This is a genomic window from Gemmobacter denitrificans, from assembly GCF_036964905.1.
Taxonomy (GTDB): Bacteria; Pseudomonadota; Alphaproteobacteria; order Rhodobacterales; family Rhodobacteraceae; genus Gemmobacter; species Gemmobacter denitrificans.
The window spans coordinates 56,674-73,225 of sequence record NZ_JBALHR010000009.1 but is presented as its reverse complement, the minus strand read 5'-3'; the positions used below and the strand labels follow the sequence as shown (position 1 = coordinate 73,225).

Sequence of the window (16,552 nt, the reverse complement as noted above, 5' to 3'; positions counted from 1 at the left end):
TCAGCCGCCCTTTTCCATTCCGAACTTGCGTTCGCCTTCTTCCGGGGAATACCGCCCCAGCCGCACATCCTCGGCCAGCAAGGCCGGATCGCGGTCTTGTGGTGGGCCATAGCCACCGCCGCCGGGGGTGCGCACCCGGATCCTGTCGCCCGGCTGCAGCGGAATGTCCTGCGCTTTTGACAGATGCGGCGGGGTAAAGCCGGTGCCGCCCTGCACCACCTCGACCCGGTTCACCGCGCCATCCTGCCCGCCCAGCACCCCTTGCGGCCCGCTGCGGCCATGGTCCATGACGAAAGACGCCCGCGCCGTGCCGCGCAGCAGTTCGATTTCGTAATCCAGACCAAATCCGCCCCGCTGCCTGCCCGCCCCGCCCGATCCTTCATGCAAGGCATAGTGCCGATAGAGAACGGGGAAGTTCTGCTCCATGATCTCGATCGGCGGGGCCTTGGAAATGCCGATGGTGGAACAGCCGTTCGACAGGCCGTCATGATCGGCATTGCCGCCATACCCGCCTCCCGAAATCTGATACATCACATAATCGCGGCCCTTTTCCGGGTCATGACCGCCCAGCGACAGATTGCCCGATGTGCCCGCAGGCGCCGCAGTCACCCGATCCGGCAGGGCCTGCACCAGCGCCGCAAAGACGGCTTCCGCGATCCGCTGGCTGACCTCTGCCGCGCAGCCCGATACCGGGCGGGGGTAATGGGCATCCAGAAAGGTGCCTTCGATCCCTGTGATCTGTAGCGGCTCGAACGCCCCGGCGCTGATCGGAACATCGGGGAAGATATGCCGCATCGCCAGATAGACCGAAGAAAAGGTCGTGGCGCGCACCGAATTCATCGGTCCAAGGCAGGGCGGGCTGGACCCGGCGAAATCAAAGCACAGCCCGCCCGCCGCCTTCGTGACCGTCAATGCGATGATCAGCGGTTCATTCACCACCCCGTCGCTATCCACCATCGCGCGGGCCTGATAGCGGCCATCGGGGATCAGACCGATATTGGCGCGCATCTGCCGTGCAGCCAGCGCCCGCAATTCGGCAATCGCATCCGCAACTGTGGCATCGCCATAGCGATCCAGCAAGGCCGCCAGGCGTTCTGCCCCGATCCGCAGCGCCGCCGCCTGCGCCTGAACATCCCCGATCCGCTGATCCGAGACACGGATGTTGGAACAGATGATCTGCCAGATTTCCCGATCCATCTGCCCGCGCTTGAACAGCTTGACCGGGGGCAGGCGCAGCCCTTCCTGTTCGGCCGCCGTGGCCGAGGCCGAAAAGCCCCCCGGCACCGCCCCGCCAGTATCGGGCCAATGCCCGGTATTCGACAGCCAGCACCACAGCCGGCCGTCGCGGTAAAAGGGCAGCACGAACCGCACATCCATCAGATGCGTGCCACCCAGATAGGGATCGTTCACGATATAGATGTCGCCCGGTTCGGGGGCCGCCGTTTCGCCATTGGCAATGCGTTCGGTCAGGTGGCGGGTGGAAAACTGCATCGTGCCCACAAAGACCGGCAATCCGCGCGACCCTTGCGCAATCAGACTGCCATCGCCTGCCGCATAGATGCCATCCGACCGGTCGTCGGCCTCGGCGATCACCGGCGAAAAGGCGGCGCGCGAAAAGGTCAGGTCCATTTCATCGCAAACCTGCTGCAGGCCCGCCTGAATCACCGCCAATGTGACCGGATCGATCATGCCGCGCCCCCTATGGTCAGGATCAGATTGCCCATCGCATCGCCCTGCAGCAGATCGCCGGGCGGCAAGAGCGTGGTCGTATCCATCTGTTCGATGATCGCCGGGCCCGCGATCCGTGCATCCAGCGGCAGCGTCTCGCGCCGATAGACCGGGGTATCAACCGGCTGATCGAACCAGACGCGCCGGTGCCCCTGCAGCGCATCGGCCAGACTGCCGCGCCCGGCCGGATCGATCAGCCGGGCCAGATCAAGCCCCGGACGGCGACCGATGACCGAACAGTTCAGGTTCACCAGATTGGCCCGGATCTGCGGCAACGCCACGCCAAAGCGGGCGTGATAGGCCGCCTCGAACCGCTGCTGCAACGCGGCGCGGTCCGGTCGGCCATCCGGCAGGGGAATGCGCAACAGATGGGTCTGGCCGATGAATTGCATATCCGCCGAAAACTCGGCCTCGATATGGTCAAGCGGCAGGCCGGCAGCGGCGATCCGGGCACGGCCCTCGGCCTCTTGCCCGCGCCAGATGGCATGGACCTTATCCATGTCCACCACATCCAGCGGGCGGTTGACGGTGCGCACCTCATCGTGGCGCAGATCGGCCACCGTGCAGCCAAGCGCATTGGTGATGCCCGGCCTTGCCGGGATCAGCACGCGTGGAATGGCCAGCTCGCGCGCCAGATCGGCGGCATGCAGCGGCCCGGCCCCGCCAAAGGCAAACAGCGCGAAATCGCGCGGATCGGCCCCCATGGAAATGGAAACCATGCGGATCGCCCCGGCCATATGGGTATTGGCAATGCGCAGCACCGCCGCCGCCGCCTGTTCCAGCGTCAGGCCCAAGGGGTGCGCGATCTGTTCAATCATCGCGGCGCGGGCCGCATCTGCCGCCGCGCCAAACCTGTCGGGCGGCAGACGGCCCAGGATCAGATTGGCATCCGAAATGGTGACCTGCGTGCCGCCCCGACCATAGCAGATCGGGCCGGGCGCAGCACCTGCGCTGTCCGGCCCCACCCGCAGCATCCCCGCCGCATCGACCCGCGCGATCGACCCGCCCCCTGCGCCCACGGTGCGCACATCCACCATCGGCACATGGATGGGCATGGCATATTCGACCTCGATCTCGTTCGACACCGGCGCGCGGCCATCGCGGATCATCGCCACATCGGTCGAGGTGCCGCCCATGTCATAGGTCACCAGATCGGGAAACCCGGCAGCCCGCCCGGTATAGCAGGCGGCAATCACGCCCGAGGCCGGGCCGGACATCACGGTCTTGACCGCCTCGCGCGATACCTGTGCGGCGGGCACCATGCCGCCATTGCCGTTCATCACCAGAAGATCGGCCCCATAGCCCCGATGGGCCAGTTCCGCCGACAACCGGCTGACATAACGATCCAGCAAGGGCTGCACTGCCGCATTCACCGCCGCCGTGACCCCGCGTTCATATTCGCGCGATTCCGACAGGATCTGATGCCCCGCCGTCACATGGCTGTTGGGCCAGAGCCTGCGGGCAATTTCGGCGGCACGGGCTTCATGCGCGGGGTTGGCATAGCTGTGCAGGAAATGGATCACCAGCGATTCACAACCCGCCGCGATCAGCCGCGCCACCGCATCGCGCAGCGCCGTTTCATCCAGCGGTGTGATCACACGGCCCTGGGCATCCATCCGCTCGGGCACCTCCAGCCGCAGATCGCGCGGGATGACGGGGGTAAAGCGCCCGGTCATGCCATAGGCCTGCGGCCGGGTGCGCCGACCCAGTTCCAGCACATCCCGAAACCCTGCCGTGGTGATCAGCCCGGTCCGGCACAGGTTGCGCTCCAGCACTGCATTCGTCGTTGTGGTCGTGCCATGCACCACCAGCGCCACGTCGCGCAGATCGGCCCCGGCAGCCTCAAAGCCCGCAAGGACACCAAAGGCCTGATTGTCCAGCGTGGTCGGCACCTTGGCCAGCCGCACCCCACCCGTGGCCGGATCAAAGATCACCAGATCGGTGAAGGTGCCGCCCACATCCACGCCCGCGACAAGCCCGGCCATTCACACCCCCACATAGGTCTGGAATTGCGCCGCACGGGGGCCAAGCCCTTGCGCGGCCACGGTTTCCACAATCCTGCCCTGCACCATGAAGGCCACGCTGTCGGCCACCTGCAAGACCGATTCCACCCGCTGTTCCACCAGAATGGTCGCAACCCCGGTGGATTTCAGCGCCTGGATCCGGTCGCGGATCAGCGCGATCATCGACGGCTGCAGGCCTTCGGTGGGTTCGTCCAGGATCAGCACCGCCGGTTCCAGGCACAGCGCACGCGCCACGGCCAGCATCTGCTGTTCCCCGCCCGAAAGGGTACGCGCCGCCTGATCCAGCCTTTCGCGCAGGCGCGGAAACAGGTCCAGCACCCGGTCGCGCGTGGCTGCGCCCTTGCCGCGCGTCATCAACCCGATTTCCAGATTCTCCGCCACGCTCAGCGGGCCGAACAACCGCCGCCCCTGCGGCACATAGCCGATACCATGGCGCGGCACCTCATGTGCGGGCAGATCGTGCAGCGCGGTGCCGTTCAGCGTGATGCTGCCCGCCTTCCGGGCGATCTGCCCCATGATCGCCCGGCAAAGCGTGGTCTTGCCCGCCCCGTTGCGCCCCATGATGCAGGTGATCTGGCCCGGGGGCGCTGTGAAATCCACCCCCTGCAGCACTTGCGTCGCGCCATAGCCACCCGACAGGCCCCTGATTTCAAGCATCCGGCGTCCCCAGATAGGCGGCCTGCACGGCAGGGTTGGCCCGAATTTCCTCGGGGCTGCCCGTGGCCAGAACCTTGCCGAAATTCAGCACGGTGATCCGCTGCGCCAGATCCATGACCACCTCCATGTTATGTTCGATCAGCAGCACCGTGGTCGCCGGCACAAGGCTGCGGATCAGCGCGATGAACCCGGCGATCTCTGCCGCCGCAAGGCCCTGGGTCGGTTCGTCCAGGATCAGCAGCCGGGGCTGCAGGGCCAGACCCATGCCCACCTCCAGCAGGCGCTGGTGACCATAGCTCAGTTCGCCCGCCCGCGTGGCCAGATGGTCCTGCAGGCCCACCCGGGCCGCTGCCGCGCGCACATCTGCCGCCAGATCGGCCCCGCGCTGCCGCTGCACCGCCAGCGCCAGATTGGCGAAGACATCCAGCCCGGCATAGATCGAGGTGATCTGGAACGTATAGGCAATACCCCGCGCCACCCTGTCATGGGCGGGCAGGCGGGTGATATCGGCCCCGTCAAAGCGGATCGTGCCGGCATCCGCGCGCTGCCGCCCCGACAGCAGGCTGACAAAGGTGGTCTTTCCGGCGCCATTCGGGCCGATCAGGGCGTGAATTTCACCCGCCCGCAGCGCGAAATCGACGCCATCCACCGCGCGCAACCCGCCAAAGGCGCGGGCCAGCCCCTGCGCTTCAAGGATCATGGCAGCCATCTGATCCCCCTGTCGCGCAGCGTGCCCAGAAGACCCTTGGGCGCGAACAGCACCAGAACCAGCAGCGCCACCCCGATCACCAGAAGATGCGCCGATGAATGGGTCGATGCGGTATCGATCAGATAGAACATCAGCACCGCCCCCAAGAGCGGCCCCAAGGTGGTGCCCGCCCCCCCCAGCAGCACATAGAGCATGGGCAGGATGCTGAACTGGATGGTGGCAAAACTTGCCCCCACATAGCCGAACAACAGCCCATAGGCCGCCCCCGCCGCCCCGGCATAAAGCCCTGACAGGATCAGCGCCGTCAGCTTCACCCGGAACGGGTTGTAGCCCAGCATCCGGCTGCGATCCTCGTTTTCGCGCATGGCCACCATCACCCGGCCAAAGCGCGATTGCACCAGGGCCAGTTGCGCCATCAGCCCCACGGAAAACAGCGCCAGCGCCACCAGATACCGCGGCCCGTCCTGTGTCAGGTCCAGCCCGGCCAGGATGCGCGCGGCGGCAGGCAGGGGAAAGCCCTCATCCCCGCCGGTGACCGCGCCGAAATACAGCAGCGTCAGATAGCCCGCCTGCGCGAACATCAGCGTCACGATCATGAAGCTGACCCCCGCCGTGCGCAGTGCCAGCAGCCCCACCAGCCCGGCAATGCCCCCGCCCGCCAGCGTGCCCAGGATCAACCCCGGCAAGGCCCCGGTGCCAAAGTGTTGCGCGCCCAGCCCCATGGCATACATGCCCGCCGCCAGAAACAGCGCATGCCCAAGGCTGAGCAGGCCGGTATAGCCAAAGGCGATATTGTAGCCCATGGCAAAGACCGCCAGCACCATGATCCGCGCCATGTTGCCATGGTGATAGGCGGGCAGCAGACCATGCAGCAGCCATAGCCCGGCAATCACCGCGATATGCAGCGCCAGCGCCTTCATGCCCGTTCTCCGAACAGGCCCTGCGGGCGGAACACCAGCACCAGCGCCACCGCCAGCGTGGCGATGATCTTGGCCAGCGTCGGCGAAAAGAACATCGAGATGATGCCGTCTGACAGCCCGATCAGCAACGCCGCCACCAGGGTGCCCCGGATTGACCCAAGCCCGCCGATGATGACCACGATGAAAGACAAAAGCAGCGGGTCATGCCCCATCAGGTAATGCGCCTGCTGGATCGGCACGATCAGCACCGCCCCCAATGCGGCCAGCGCCGCGCCCAGCGCGAAAGTGCCCATATAGACCCGGTCCACATCGATGCCAAAAGCGCGCGCCGTGTTGCGATCCACCTGCGTGGCCCGCATCACCAGCCCGGCCCGTGACCGGCGCAGAAAGGTCCAGACCGCCAGCAGGATCGCCGCCGCTGCCAGCACGACAAACAGCTTGTAACCGGAATAGCCGAACCACGGAAACTGCAGCCGCAGGCTGAAAGGTGCCTCGACCGGGCGGGCATCGGGGCCAAAGAAGGTCAGCGCCGCCTGCTGCAGGATGTATGACAGCCCGATGGTGGCAACGATCGTCGCCTCGGGGTCATAGTTCAGCCGTTTCAGCACAGCCGCATCGGCCAGCGCGGCCAGCCCCCCAACGGCCAGTGGCACCAGCACCAGCGCCAGTGCAAAGGCCAGCACCGGGTTGGGCGCATAAAGCGACACGGCCCAGCTGAGCACCGCGCCCAGCATGAAGAACTCGCCATGGGCGACATTCACGACCCGCATGACCCCGAAGGTCAGGCTAAGCCCCACGGCAGACAGCGCAAGCACCGCCGCCATCACGGTGCCTTCCAGCGTCGCCAGCAGAAGAAACGGTCCAAATCCCATGGATCGCGGGGGCCAGACCGGCCCCCGCCCCCCTTTCGATCAGAAGGATTGCGCGGTGTAATCCACCGCATCAGGGTATTGCCCGTCGGCCAGCGTGGTCTGATGCACCCGCATCAGCTTGCCGCCTTCGACGCGGGAAATGAACTGCGACCCGAACACCTGATGGGTCTTGCCGTTGAAGGTCTTGGCCCCCTGCACATGGTCAAGCCCGGCATCAAAGGTGGTCATCGCCTCCAGCGCCTCGACGAATTTCTGGCGATCAGCGGGGGATTGATAGCCCGATGCCTCCATCCCCTTCTTGATGATGAACAGGGTTTCCCAGCAGCTGAACATATGGCTGTAGGTGGCCACATCCTTGGCATCGCTGACGGACGCGCCCGTGTCATCCACCCCCACTGCGGCGCGATAGGTGGCTTCCCATTCCGGCGCATCGGCCTGTTTCACCCGGTTATGGCCTTCCCAGAAATGGGTGCCTTCCAGAAATTCCAGCCCGGGTGCGGCGGTATCCACGGCCTCCAGACTGTCGATAAAGCCAAAGATCTGCGGGCGGGCCCCGCTGCCATAGAATTCGCCCAGTTCCTTGACAAAGGTCAGAACGGCCGGCCCGACCATGACATGATACAGAACCTCGGTCTCTGCCGGGATCTGCGGCAGATAGCGGGTAAAGCTGGTTTCGGTCGGCGGAATGGCGATATGGGCGATCACCTCGCCGCCCTGCGCCTTGACCGCTTCGGTAAAGAAATCGCGGTGATCATGGCCAAAGGCATAATCGGGAAAGACCATGGTGACCTTCTTGCCCAGATTCTGCATGACCCATGGCGCCATGGAGCTGACCTGCGCCCGCACATCGGTAATGCCCGGCTGCAGGGTCCAGCGGTTCAACATGCCGCTGGCAACGTGATAGCCTTCCGAACATACCAGATAGGGCACCTTCAATTCGCCCGCACGCGGGGCCGACCCGATGACGACATGCGAAAACAGTGGCCCGAAGATCAGGTCGCAGCCCGCCTGATTGACCAGCTTTTCCACCACTTCTGCGCCCCGCTTGGGATCGGTGCCGTCATCCTCGAACACGATTTCGACCGGGCGGCCATTGATGCCCCCCTGTTCGTTCACCAGCTTCAGCGCGGCCTGTGCCGTGCGTTCATACCAGCGGCCATAGGCCGCGCCGATGCCGGTGCGATGCAGCTGAAAGCCCAACTTGATCGGGGCGGCCTGTGCATGCGCAAAGCGCGCGGGGCTCAGGGCAAGTGCCGCCCCGGCTGCCATGCCGCCCAGAACGCTGCGGCGGGTCGGGGCGAAAGCGGAGAAGTTCGGGCCTGCGAAATCGGTCTTCATCGTCGTCTCCTGTGGTGCGGGGCATTGCCCTGTTTGTTGGTATGCTTATGATTTTATTTGCATTTCCGTCTCTTGGTGTCATACTCCACGGGGCTGTGACAAGAGCCACAGGCCCAAAGTCGTGTATCCGATCATCAAAACCGTCATCGGCAAATGGGCGATTGCGCCCTGCCCGATCCGCTGGCCGATCTGCAGCGCCAGCAGCAAGCCCAGCAGATGCGCGCCCAGGATCAGCGCGAACTGGCTGTTCCACAGTGCAGTCATCGCGCCCTGATCGGTCAGGAACCCCATGGAGACATAAAAAGGATCAAGCCCCAGCAGCGCATCGCCCTGAAAGAACGGATCGTTCAGCGCGCTTAGCGTATATTGCCCCGCCGTCAGCAGGGTGATCAGGTAATGCGCGGCGTGGTAGCCCGCAGCGATGGCCAGAAAGGCCAGCATGGCAGGCCCGGCTTCGGCCAGAAAGGCCCCCCGCGCACCCGCCAGCCATCGGCCTGCGGCCAGCGAACCCAGAATGGTGGTGGCTGTCAGCGCCCAGGTGGCCAGCAGCCCTGCCGTATTCACCCCCTGCACCGCCGACCGGCCGGTAAATTCCAGCGGGTTTTCCCCGATCAGGGCCAGCCAGAAAAAGGTCTCCATCAGCCCGTCAAAGGTCAGCACGGCAAGGGCAAGGGTGACAAAGGCAATTCCCGCCGCACCCAGGGGCGCCATGCGCAGGACCTGTGCGCCGGGCCAACCCACCATCAGCCGGGCGCGATTTCCATCAATCTCCAGCCAGAGCGGCGAGATCCGCGACAGCAGGGTCAGGTAGAGCGTCAGAAATTCGCCCTGCTGCAGCCAGTCTTCGCCCTCGGCCACGGCCAGCACGAAGATCACGGCGGCATAGCTGCCCAAGACCCATGCCAGCGTCAGCGGATCTTCGGGCTGCAGCGATACCAGCATGAACCAGCCAAAGCCCAGCAGACCCGCCACCGCAGGCCACTGTCCCCAGCGGGACAGGCCGATACTGCCCTGCCATCCCAGGGCAAGCCGCGTCAGACGAACCGGCCCTGTCCAGGGGTTCAGCGCGCGCCACAGATTGCCGAAGATCAGGCTTCCCAGCGGCAACGCCACCCAAAGCCCGGTCCAGACCACCAGCGTCAGCAGATTGTGCATCGGATCGCGTGCCCCGGTCGCGCCGATGAACAGCAGGCCGATCAGCGCCAGCGCCGACAGATAGGATGTCAGGGTTTCGGGCAGCAGCACCCGCCGTTCCAGCACCAGATGCGCGCGAAACACCGGCAGGCGCGCGGCAAAGGCCCCCCACAGCGCCGTCAGCCCCACCGCTGCCGCCGCGCCGGTCATGTAATGGCCGGTCGGCAGTGTCAGGATGATGGAGGGCGGCAGCGCACAGGCCAGACCCGCGCCCGGTGCGCAGATCAGGGTCAGGGCCAATGCGCCGCGTAGGGTCATCTCAGCCCGTCCTCGCCCTTGACTTGATGCAGTTCCAGACCGCCCATCCGGCTGTGGATGCGCGCACCCTTGGCCATGGCCAGCACAAAGACGATTTCATCGGCGCGTGGCCCATCGGGCAGGCCCACCTCCATCGCATCGAAATGGCCGCGCACATAGGCGGCATTGATATGGCCCAGCGGTATGTCGATCCGCGCGCCCATCGGCCCCACCTTTTTGGCCGAGGGCACGATGGCCCGGCTTTCCCCCAGCCTTTCACGCATCGCATAGCCCCCCGGCGCATGCCAGAGCGCGCCATGTTCCAGCTCGCCCCCCGCCCCGACGATGGCCCCCTTGCCATAGGCGTCGATCCCCTCGCGCCCGCCCAGGGCGGCGATCAGCCTGTCGCTCATGGCCAGACCCAGCGGCTTCAGATCCTCCATCGCGGGCTGCAGATCGGGGACGTAACGCCCGGCGAAGGGGTTCTTCACCAGCGCCAGCACTGCCCCGCGCAGCCGAGGTTGCGCCGCGACCGGCCCGCCATCATGGTGGATTTCCTCGATCTGTAGGGTGATCTTGCGGATGGGAAAATCAGGCACAGGCTGGCTCCGGGGTTGCGGCCAGCAGGGGCTGGCCCAGAATGATGTGGAAAGGGTGCAGGAAAACTGCCGCAGCGGCAATCACCCCGGCGTCGATCAGTTGCTGCGCAAGCGCCGCGCCGGGCTGCAGGGCCTGCTGCATATCCTCTGCCGTCAGATGGCCCACGGCGCGGGTCACGGGCCGCGCGCCAAGATCGCTGTCGGCCTGCACGTCGCAGGCGGGTTGGCGCAGGATGGCGGGATGGCCGGGCAGGTCCACCGCGTTGGCGATCATGGTCGCCGCCGCATCCGCGCCTGCCGCCGTGGCGGCCAGAACCGTGACCGCATCGGCAATGCCAAAGGACAGTGACCGCCCCCCGCGCCCCGAGGTCGCGATACCACGCACCCCGCTGTCTGCCACAACCTGCGCCGTGATCCCGCACCCCGCCAACGCAATGCGATAGCTGGCGCCGGGGGCAAGATGCAGCGCGATATCGCCCCCGTTATTCACCGCAGCCCGGCGCAGATGCTGCAGCGGCATGGCGGCCAGCACCTCTTGCGCCACCGCGCCAGCAACCGCCGCCATGGGGGTGATGAAGGCAGGGCGGTGCGGGGCCACCGCCGCCGCCATCCGCCGCGCCACAGCCCCCGTCAGCAGGCCGGGATGCGCGCTGCGCAATGCGGGCAATTCGGCCACAAGTTCGGTCAGGATCGTGGCAAAGCGCGCCTCGGCCGCGCGATAGGCCACCGGAACATCGGCCCCTTCCGCCGATACGATCACATCCATCGGCCCATGATGCAGATGCAATCGCCCGTCGGGCAGAAGATGGGCCTGATGCGTCATTCCGGTGGCCTTTCGAACCGCGCCGCTGTCGGATATTCGCCGCCGGTTTCCAGCACCTCGGCCAGCGACCGGATCGCCGTTTCATGCCCGCCCAATGCCAGATAGGCCGCACGCGGCAGGGTGAATTCCAGCGGGGCCACCAGCGCGGGCGTCGGCACATAGCCAAAGGCACCGGACGGCAGCTGCGTCACATCCACCATGAAGGTGATCCCACCCCCCGGCCAGATATAGCACTCTGCCCCACCTGAGGTCAGCCGGGTTTCCCCCGCCTGCACCGACCGCGTCAGGCGCACGGGGTTGCGGGTCACCCCGGCGCGCAGGCTGCCCCCCGCCCCCCCGACGAACAGGACGGTACACAGCGCAGGTTCGCAGTTTTCGGCGATCAGATCGACCGTGGCGCGCAGTGCATCAGGCAAGGGGGCGGGCTGCGGCTGCAGCGCCGCGTCCAGCACATAGTAGCCCCAATCCTCGCCGGTGGTAGAGACCATCAGCAACCGCAACCCCGGCCTTGCGCCCTTGTCGGGGTTCCATGCGCCCAGAATGGCCAGCGGATCGGTCAGGCAGGTGCCACCCCAGCCCAGGCCCGGCTCGGACACCCGGAAATAGCGCCCGGGCGTGGACCGGTGCCCCTTGATCCGGATGCCGGTCGGCTGCCAGCCGATCACCTTGCCCGCCTGATGTTCCGACACGACCCCGGTGATATGGTCATCGACCACCACCACCTCATCCACCAGCCCCAGCCATTGATCGGCGAACATGCCGATGGTGGCCGATCCGCAGCCCACGCGCATCCGGGTTTCGCGCTTGCCATCGACGATGGGTGGCTGGCCCGCCTGCACTGTCAGGGCAGATCCCCCATCAATGGTCAGATCGACCGCCTCGCCATTGCACAGCGCAAGCAAGGCCGAACAGGTCAGCCGCCCTTCGGCCTTGCTGCCGCCGGTCAGGTGCTGCACGCCGCCAAGGCTCAGCATCTGGCTGCCATATTCGGCGGTGGTCACATGGCCGATGGCTTCGCCCCCGGCCCGCACCACCGCGCCTTCGGGGCCAAGATGGCGGTCGGTGTCGATCTTCACCTTGACCCCGCAATAGGAAAAGATCGCCTCGGTCACCACGGTCACCAGATCGGCGCCGCCCGGATCGAACCCGATGATGAAGGGCGCGGGTTTGAAATCCGGGTAGGTGGTGCCCGCCCCGATGGCGGTGGGCGTGGCCGGGGCCAGATCATCCGCCCAGGCCCCGGCGGCGAAGGGCACCAGCCGCCCGCCCTTTTCGATGGTGGCCGACAGCAGCAGCAAGGCATCCGTGCGCACGATCCGCCCGGCATCATTGGCATAGCGGTCACAGGCCCCGGTCTGGCCGGGGGCGATGTAGCACATCACCGGGCAGGCATCGCAGCGGATCTTTTCGCCCGTCATCCGCGCCCCTCCCTGATTGCGGCCAACAGGCGGTGCGGCAGAACCGGCACCCGGTTGATGGCGATGCCCGTGGCATGGCGGATCGCGTTCAGGATCGCCGGTGCCGTAGGGATTAGCGTATGTTCGCCCAGGCCCTTGGCACCATAGGGGCCTTCGGGATCGGGCACTTCGACCAGCAGGCTTTCGATTTCCGGCACATCCGATGTGGTGGGGATCAGATAGTCGTGCAGGTTGTCGGTCCGGCCGGGGATGTATTCCTCCATCAAGGCGAGCCCGATCCCCTGCGCGATGCCGCCTTCGATCTGGCCGCGCGCCAGCATCGGGTTGATGGCCCGGCCCAGATCATGCGCGGCAGTGATCTTCTGCAGGTGGATGGTGCCAAGGGCCATATCGACCTCCAGCTCCACCATCTGCGCGCCAAAGCCGTAAACGGCATAGGGTTTGCCCTGCCCGTCGCCATCCAGCGGCGCGGTGGGGGGATCATAGGTTTCTTCGGCCATCAGCGCATAGCCCATGGCGTTGGCGGGCAGGGTTGCCAGATCAAGCCGAGCGACCTGCCCCCCTTCAGCCCCGGTCAGGATACTGCCATCCAGCGCCAGCCGCGCGCCGTCGCCCATGTTCAGACGCCGCAACATATCCGCACGCAGGGCGCGGCCCGCCGCCTGCGCCGCACGGCCCGACACATAGGTCTGCCGGCTGGCCGAGGTCTTGCCTGCATCGGGCGTGTGGGCCGTATCAGGGCCGATCAGCCGCAGCGCCCCCAGCGGCAGGCCAAGCGCCTGTGCGGCGATCTGCGGGATCACCGTATTGGACCCCTGCCCGATATCGGTTGCCCCCTGATGCAGCACCACCGCGCCCTGGGGTGTGATGCACATGCGGATGGTGGACGGGTTCGGCAATGACGTATTGCCACAGCCATACCAGCAGGTTGCCAGCCCGACCCCGCGCCGCCGCCCTGCCGTGGCAGAGGTGATGGCGCGCGCGCGGGCCCAATGCGGCTGCAGCGCCTGCAGACATTCGGCAATTCCGGGTGCCATCAGCACCTGCCCTGTCGCCGTCGCATCGCCGGGCTGCAGCGCATTGCGCAGGCGAAACTCCAGCGGATCGATCCCCGCCGCCTCGGCCAGCCGGTCGATCAGCGTTTCCTGCATCAGCGCCGCCTGCGGCACGCCAAAGCCGCGAAAGGCCCCCGAAACCGGCCCATGGCTGTGCAGCGCCCGCGCCGTGGCATGGATGGCGGGCATCCGATAGGGGCCCGAGGCATGAACCGGCACCCGGTTCGCCACGGTTGGCCCCCAACTGGCATAGGGGCCGGTGTCAAAAGCCCCGTCAAAGCTCAGCCCGGTCAGCCGCCCCGCCGCATCGCAGCCGATTTCGGCCCGCATCCGGCCCGGATGGCGCTTGGTCGTGGCCTGCATGCTTTCCGCCCGCGAAAACACCATCCGCACCGGACGCCCGGTTTTCAGCGCGGCCAGGCCCAGCAAGGGCTGCACCGACAGATCAAGCTTGGCCCCGAAACCGCCCCCCACTGCCGAAGGCAGGATACGCACCCGCTCCACCGGCAGGCCAAGCACCACGGCGGTATCTTCGCGGTCCATCCCCGGGGCCTGCGTGCAGGCGCGGATGCACAGCACATCGCCCTCCATCCACGCGCTGCCCGCCTCAGGTTCGATATAGGCATGTTCGACATGGGCAGTCTGCATTTCGCCCGTAATGGTGAAGGCCGATCCGGCCAGCACCGCCGCCACATCACCGCGCCGCACCCGACCCTGGATCAGCAGATTGCCCGGCCGGGCGGGGTGGATCGGCGCGGCCGTTTCCGCATCCTCCGCCAAGACGGCAGGCAGCGGCTGCCATTCCACCGGAAAGCCGGTCAGATCGGGGTCAGCCCCATCATCTTCAACCGCCACCAGCGCCACGGCCTCGCCCCGGAACCGCGCCACGCCTTCGGCCAGCGCGGGTTGGTCGGCAAAGGCCGGGATCACGCCAAAGGCATTGCGCCCCGGAATATCCGCCGCGGTGAAAACCTGCGCCCGGTGCGCCGCCGCCCATGCCGCCAGATCGCCAAAGCAGAATGCGGCATGGGGATGGGGGCTGCGGATTGCGCGCAGCACAAGCCCGCCCGCCTGCCAGACATCGGCCCCGAACAGATCGCCCGCCACCTTGGCCGCCCCGTCCAGACGCGGCACCGATTGGCCGACCGCGCCTGCCGGGGCCGCTTCGCCACTCTCGGGTTCCAGTGCCAAACATATGGCAGTGATGATCGCGCGATAGCCGGTGCAGCGGCAGAGCACACCGCCAAGCGCCGCCTCGGCCTTGGCCCGGCTTGGGCGGGGCTCCGCGCGCAGCAGCGCCAGACCTGCCATCAACATGCCGGGCGTGCAGATGCCGCATTGGGCAGCCCCATGGCGCAGGAAACTGGCGCGCAGGCGGCACAGCAGCGGATCATCGGATTCGACCGTGGTCACCGCCCGACCTTCGGCCCGGGCGACCGGCGTCAGACAGGCGCAGACCGGCTGACCGTTCAACAAGACGGTGCAGGCCCCACAATCCCCGGCATCGCAGCCGGTCTTGGTGCCGGTCAGGCCCGCATCAAACCGCAAGGCATCTGACAGCCGCCGCGTTGTGCCCGACACCTGCACCTGCCGCCCGTTGACCATCAGCCCTGCCATGCCGCCGCCTCCGTCAGGCTGCGCCGCAGCAGCTCGGCTGCGGCTTCAAGCCGATAGCCGCGATCGGCGCGGATATCGTCGATCGGGGCCAGATGCGGGGCCAGGGTCTGCGCCGTGATCTGTTCCAGCGCCGCCTCGGGCGAAAGCCCGATCAATGCCGGTTCCAGCGGCGCAATCCGCCGCGCCGTGGGCGCACAGGCCCCGACCGCCAGCGCAACATCGCTGATCCGTCCTGCCATCATCTGCACGCGCACCGCCACCATGACGACCGAAATCACCAGATGCGCCCGCGCACCCAGCTTGGCAAAGCTGGAAGTGCCCGCCAGTGCCTGTGCAGGCAGGTGCAGCGCCACCAGAACCTCGCCCAGCCGCAGCGCGGTACGGCGCGGGCCTTGCAGGAAATCGGCCAGCGGCATCCGGCGTGTGCCCTGCGGCCCGGCCAGTTCCACCCAGGCCCCCAGCACCAGCAATGGCACAGCCCCATCCGCTGCGGGCGAGGCATTGCACAGATTGCCGCCCAGCGTGCCCGCATTCTGGATTTGCCACCCCCCGACCTGACGCGCCGCCTGTTGCAACGCACGGCAGGCTGGGGGCAGCCCCGCCGCCGCCAGGTCAGACCAGGTCACCGCAGCACCGATTCGCAACCCGGTGGCCGTTTGCACAATGCCCTGCAGATCGGGCAGCGCCGTCACATCCACCATTGCGCCGGGCAGGCTTTGGGCCTGCGTTGCGGGATAAAGATCCGTTCCGCCTGCAAGAACCTGCCAGCCTTCCGCCAGAAGGCCGATCGCTTCGTCCAGTGTGGCAGGGCGCGCATGGCGGCTCACGGGCGGATCCGAAGGCTGATATTGTATGTACGCAAACATATTGCGCGCGAGGGGGTCATTCTGTCAATCTTCTTGCGCGGGACAGGGGCAGGCTGTATCCGACCGCACATGGCCGATGATGACAAGACCTATGTGCTGGATGATCAGGTGGGCTTTGTGCTGCGCCGTGTGGTGCAGCGCCATCTGACGATTTTCGGCGATCACATCCCCCAGGTGACCAATATGCAATTCGCGGTTCTGGTGCGCCTGCATCAGAGCGGCCCGCAAAGCCAGAACCATCTGGGCCGGGCCGCCGCAATGGATGCGGCCACCGTCAAGGGCGTGGTGGGTCGGCTGGAGGCCATGGCGCTGGTCGAACGCCGTGCCGATCCCGACGACCGGCGACGCCTGACTGTAGCCCTGACCGATGCCGGGCAGGCGCTGATCGAAGGGCTGTATGGCAAGGGCCATGCCGTGACCGCCGAAACTCTGGCCCCGCTGAATGCCGAGGAACGGCAACAGTTGCTGGCGCTTCTGTCGCGTCTGGCCTGACTG

At 66.7% G+C, this 16,552-nt stretch carries 14 protein-coding genes; 1 reads left to right on the top strand and 13 read right to left on the bottom strand.

What is annotated here, in order from left to right; translation table 11 throughout:
- The 13 genes from V6590_RS14365 to V6590_RS14305 form a co-directional block, all read right to left on the bottom strand.
- Entirely contained in the window at nucleotides 1–1,689 is a 1,689-nt protein-coding gene (locus tag V6590_RS14365) for a hydantoinase B/oxoprolinase family protein (RefSeq protein ID WP_335424277.1), read from the bottom strand.
- The gene (locus V6590_RS14360; RefSeq protein WP_335424275.1) at nucleotides 1,686–3,713 is read right to left on the bottom strand and encodes a hydantoinase/oxoprolinase family protein; all 2,028 of its coding nucleotides are present in this window, start codon (nucleotides 3,711–3,713) and stop codon (nucleotides 1,686–1,688) included. The genes V6590_RS14365 and V6590_RS14360 overlap by 4 nt, the downstream gene beginning before the upstream one ends.
- Nucleotides 3,714–4,409: an ABC transporter ATP-binding protein gene (locus V6590_RS14355; RefSeq protein WP_335424273.1), complete on the bottom strand. Its 696-nt coding sequence runs from the start codon at nucleotides 4,407–4,409 to the stop codon at nucleotides 3,714–3,716.
- Nucleotides 4,402–5,109, bottom strand: coding sequence for an ABC transporter ATP-binding protein (locus V6590_RS14350; RefSeq protein WP_335424440.1), 708 nt, complete (start codon nucleotides 5,107–5,109; stop codon nucleotides 4,402–4,404). Before V6590_RS14350 ends, V6590_RS14355 begins: the two co-directional genes overlap by 8 nt.
- The gene (locus tag V6590_RS14345) at nucleotides 5,106–6,038 is read right to left on the bottom strand and encodes a branched-chain amino acid ABC transporter permease (protein WP_335424272.1); all 933 of its coding nucleotides are present in this window, start codon (nucleotides 6,036–6,038) and stop codon (nucleotides 5,106–5,108) included. The genes V6590_RS14350 and V6590_RS14345 overlap by 4 nt, the downstream gene beginning before the upstream one ends.
- Nucleotides 6,035–6,910, bottom strand: coding sequence for a branched-chain amino acid ABC transporter permease (locus tag V6590_RS14340; RefSeq protein ID WP_335424270.1), 876 nt, complete (start codon nucleotides 6,908–6,910; stop codon nucleotides 6,035–6,037). The genes V6590_RS14345 and V6590_RS14340 overlap by 4 nt, the downstream gene beginning before the upstream one ends.
- A gap of 39 nt (nucleotides 6,911–6,949) precedes the next feature.
- Nucleotides 6,950–8,248 carry an ABC transporter substrate-binding protein gene (locus tag V6590_RS14335; RefSeq protein WP_335424267.1) on the bottom strand — a complete coding sequence of 433 codons (1,299 nt, stop codon included), beginning with the start codon at nucleotides 8,246–8,248 and terminating at the stop codon, nucleotides 6,950–6,952.
- A 78-nt stretch (nucleotides 8,249–8,326) separates the two neighbouring features.
- Nucleotides 8,327–9,700, bottom strand: coding sequence for a hypothetical protein (locus tag V6590_RS14330; protein ID WP_335424265.1), 1,374 nt, complete (start codon nucleotides 9,698–9,700; stop codon nucleotides 8,327–8,329).
- Nucleotides 9,697–10,278 carry an amino acid synthesis family protein gene (locus V6590_RS14325; protein WP_335424263.1) on the bottom strand — a complete coding sequence of 194 codons (582 nt, stop codon included), beginning with the start codon at nucleotides 10,276–10,278 and terminating at the stop codon, nucleotides 9,697–9,699. The genes V6590_RS14330 and V6590_RS14325 overlap by 4 nt, the downstream gene beginning before the upstream one ends.
- A complete protein-coding gene (locus V6590_RS14320; RefSeq protein ID WP_335424261.1) occupies nucleotides 10,271–11,101 on the bottom strand; it encodes a UPF0280 family protein in 831 nt (276 codons plus the stop codon). Before V6590_RS14320 ends, V6590_RS14325 begins: the two co-directional genes overlap by 8 nt.
- Nucleotides 11,098–12,519: a 6-hydroxynicotinate reductase gene (locus tag V6590_RS14315; RefSeq protein WP_335424259.1), complete on the bottom strand. Its 1,422-nt coding sequence runs from the start codon at nucleotides 12,517–12,519 to the stop codon at nucleotides 11,098–11,100. Before V6590_RS14315 ends, V6590_RS14320 begins: the two co-directional genes overlap by 4 nt.
- Complete coding sequence (locus V6590_RS14310) at nucleotides 12,516–15,191, bottom strand: molybdopterin-dependent oxidoreductase (protein WP_335424257.1); 2,676 nt, start codon at nucleotides 15,189–15,191, stop codon at nucleotides 12,516–12,518. Before V6590_RS14310 ends, V6590_RS14315 begins: the two co-directional genes overlap by 4 nt.
- Nucleotides 15,179–16,018 carry an FAD binding domain-containing protein gene (locus tag V6590_RS14305; RefSeq protein WP_335424255.1) on the bottom strand — a complete coding sequence of 280 codons (840 nt, stop codon included), beginning with the start codon at nucleotides 16,016–16,018 and terminating at the stop codon, nucleotides 15,179–15,181. Before V6590_RS14305 ends, V6590_RS14310 begins: the two co-directional genes overlap by 13 nt.
- A 108-nt stretch (nucleotides 16,019–16,126) precedes the next feature.
- Between V6590_RS14305 and V6590_RS14300 the strand changes: the two genes are divergently transcribed.
- On the top strand, nucleotides 16,127–16,549 hold the full coding sequence (locus V6590_RS14300) for a MarR family winged helix-turn-helix transcriptional regulator (RefSeq protein ID WP_335424253.1): 423 nt from the start codon (nucleotides 16,127–16,129) through the stop codon (nucleotides 16,547–16,549).
- Nucleotides 16,550–16,552: the final 3 nt, after the last annotated feature.

Excerpts from the sequence above, each read along its gene's own strand:
- V6590_RS14300 (WP_335424253.1), top strand. The coding sequence starts at position 16,127 with ATGGCCGATGATGACAAGACCTATGTGCTGGATGATCAGGTGGGCTTT.
- V6590_RS14360 (WP_335424275.1), bottom strand. The coding sequence starts at position 3,713 with ATGGCCGGGCTTGTCGCGGGCGTGGATGTGGGCGGCACCTTCACCGAT.
- V6590_RS14365 (WP_335424277.1), bottom strand. The coding sequence starts at position 1,689 with ATGATCGATCCGGTCACATTGGCGGTGATTCAGGCGGGCCTGCAGCAG.
- V6590_RS14335 (WP_335424267.1), bottom strand. The coding sequence starts at position 8,248 with ATGAAGACCGATTTCGCAGGCCCGAACTTCTCCGCTTTCGCCCCGACC.
- V6590_RS14340 (WP_335424270.1), bottom strand. The coding sequence starts at position 6,910 with ATGGGATTTGGACCGTTTCTTCTGCTGGCGACGCTGGAAGGCACCGTG.
- V6590_RS14350 (WP_335424440.1), bottom strand. The coding sequence starts at position 5,109 with ATGATCCTTGAAGCGCAGGGGCTGGCCCGCGCCTTTGGCGGGTTGCGC.
- V6590_RS14345 (WP_335424272.1), bottom strand. The coding sequence starts at position 6,038 with ATGAAGGCGCTGGCGCTGCATATCGCGGTGATTGCCGGGCTATGGCTG.
- V6590_RS14330 (WP_335424265.1), bottom strand. The coding sequence starts at position 9,700 with ATGACCCTACGCGGCGCATTGGCCCTGACCCTGATCTGCGCACCGGGC.
- V6590_RS14315 (WP_335424259.1), bottom strand. The coding sequence starts at position 12,519 with ATGACGGGCGAAAAGATCCGCTGCGATGCCTGCCCGGTGATGTGCTAC.
- V6590_RS14355 (WP_335424273.1), bottom strand. The coding sequence starts at position 4,409 with ATGCTTGAAATCAGGGGCCTGTCGGGTGGCTATGGCGCGACGCAAGTG.
- V6590_RS14320 (WP_335424261.1), bottom strand. The coding sequence starts at position 11,101 with ATGACGCATCAGGCCCATCTTCTGCCCGACGGGCGATTGCATCTGCAT.
- V6590_RS14310 (WP_335424257.1), bottom strand. The coding sequence starts at position 15,191 with ATGGCAGGGCTGATGGTCAACGGGCGGCAGGTGCAGGTGTCGGGCACA.